Here is a 1,873-nt window from a genome sequence, read left to right as displayed (position 1 = left end):
CGGCCGGGACCCGGCCCGCGTCCGCCTCACGGTCCACGAAGGCGCGCCGGCCCGCCGGGTCGTCCGCGGCGGCCCGGGCGCGGTCGCGCACGCCGGTCAGGAAGGCGGCGGTCGCGTCGCGGTACAGCGTGTACGCGGACGAGGTGCGCTCGACCTCGCCGGTGCCGCGCAGCTTCGCGAGGCGGTCGTCCAACTGGGCGAACAGGGACCGCACTTCGCCGCCGCGTACGTCGGTTGCCTCGACGACCACGGTCACCTCGCGCTCGGAGCGGTGCGGGAAGGACTTCTTCGTCAGCTCGTCGGCGCGGGCGCTGCTGGTGCCGGGGACGACCTTGGAGGCGCCCTGGTCGGTGAGGACGTCGTCGAGCCCCATGGCGTACGGCGTGCACACCGCGATGAGCACCGCCCACACCAGGATCACGGTCTTGGGCCGCTTCGCGAGCCGCTCCGGGAGCCGCTCCGCGAAGCGGTGCAGCGCGCGCTGGACGGCGCCGCGCGCCGCGCCGGGCGGCACCCGGGAGCCGTCCCCCGGCGGCGTCGGCGCGGGTGGGTCGGCGGCCCTGGTCGGGTTCGTCATGCGACGCCGGCCTCCTCGCCGGTCCGGGCTCCGTGCCGGGCGCGGGGCGCGACCGGCTTGGCGCCGGTGACCACGACGAAGGTGTGCTGGATCTCCAACGTGCCCTTCTTCCGCAGGAGTTCGGCGAGGCCCGCCTCGACGCGGTCCAGGACGAGCTGCTCCCGCCCGTTGTCCACGGCCGTCTTGAAGCCCGCCGCCGCGCCGGAGCGCTGCACCCACTCCAGGACGGCCGCCGGGGTGTGCGCCGGGATGACCTGGGCGCCGTCCCGCTGCCCGGTGACGGTCAGGCCCGCCTTGGTGAACCAGCGCGCCACGGTCGCCGCGTTCTTCGGCAGCGCCACCCTGATGAGGCTGGTGAGCAGGGACGGATCGTCGGCGAAGACCTTCTCCAGGCCCTCGGTGAGCGCCTGGTGGGCGTCGGCCCGCGTCTCGATGACCAGGACGCGGCCGCCGGGCCGCAGTACCCGCCCGATCTCCGCGAGCAGCCGGGTCGGCTTGGTGTAGCAGATGGCCCAGCCGACGACGACCAGATCGGCACTCCGGTCGGGCAGCCCCCGGATGAAGGAGTCCATGTCCCCCACGGACAGCTCGACGCCGAGCCCCGGGGTGCCCGCGGTGAGCGCGCGCACCTTCTCCCTGGCCACGTCCAGCATCCCGGGCGACTTGTCGACGGCCCGCACGGCGCCCCGGCCGTCGAGCCGACGGATGATCTCCGCCGTCAAGTGCCCCGTACCGCAGGCGAGTTCGACGACGCTGTCACCGGGCGCGATGGGCACCTCGGCGAGCGCGGCGGTGGAGTGGCCTCCCATGACGGGGCTGAAGAAGGTGTCGTAGTCGGAACTGGCCGCGTCGTAGTCCGCCGTCGGATCGGCGTGCGCCCGATTGAGCGCGAGACGCAGGGCACGGACGGCAAGGCGTACACGGGACATGTGCGGCTCCTTGGGTGATCGCGGGTCATAGGTCGGTGGTCGGTGGTCGGCACGTGCGGAGCTGCGCTCAGGCGCGGGTATCAGCCCGTCCGGCGCTTGAGGACGAGCCGCGAAGGAGCCGCGAAGCGGCGATAAGGGGGTCCAGGGGGCGAAGCCCCCGTGCGTGTCGTACGGGCGAGACGCAGCAGCCCCGCGGCGCAGGCCAGGGCGCCCGCCGCCCCGCGGGCCTGCGGAAGCCAGCAGGCTGCGGTGAGGCAACCCACCGCGAGGGCCGCCGCGGGCAGAGCGACGGCCGCGGCCGCAGCCAGGGCGGTGTGCCCGCCCAGCAAGCGCGCCGCGGTGAACCCGGCGCCCTCCGCGTACCCGC

2 protein-coding genes and 1 pseudogene are annotated in these 1,873 nt (G+C 75.0%); all 3 read right to left on the bottom strand.

Features of this window, described 5'->3' with window-relative positions:
- Positions 1 to 577 (bottom strand): annotated as a pseudogene (locus tag STRAU_RS33300) (hypothetical protein); the annotation flags it as partial.
- Complete coding sequence (locus STRAU_RS33295) at positions 574 to 1,506, bottom strand: class I SAM-dependent methyltransferase (protein ID WP_016644818.1); 933 nt, start codon at positions 1,504 to 1,506, stop codon at positions 574 to 576. The pseudogene STRAU_RS33300 and the gene STRAU_RS33295, both read right to left, overlap by 4 nt.
- 80 nt (positions 1,507 to 1,586) lie before the next feature.
- Positions 1,587 to 1,873, bottom strand: a 287-nt coding sequence (locus tag STRAU_RS33290; RefSeq protein WP_037663573.1) for a hypothetical protein, incomplete at its 5' end; no start/stop codon positions are given.

It is taken from the genome of Streptomyces aurantiacus JA 4570 (assembly GCF_000414115.1).
Lineage (GTDB): Bacteria > Actinomycetota > Actinomycetes > Streptomycetales > Streptomycetaceae > Streptomyces > Streptomyces aurantiacus_A.
This window is presented reverse-complemented; position numbering and strand designations above follow the sequence as displayed.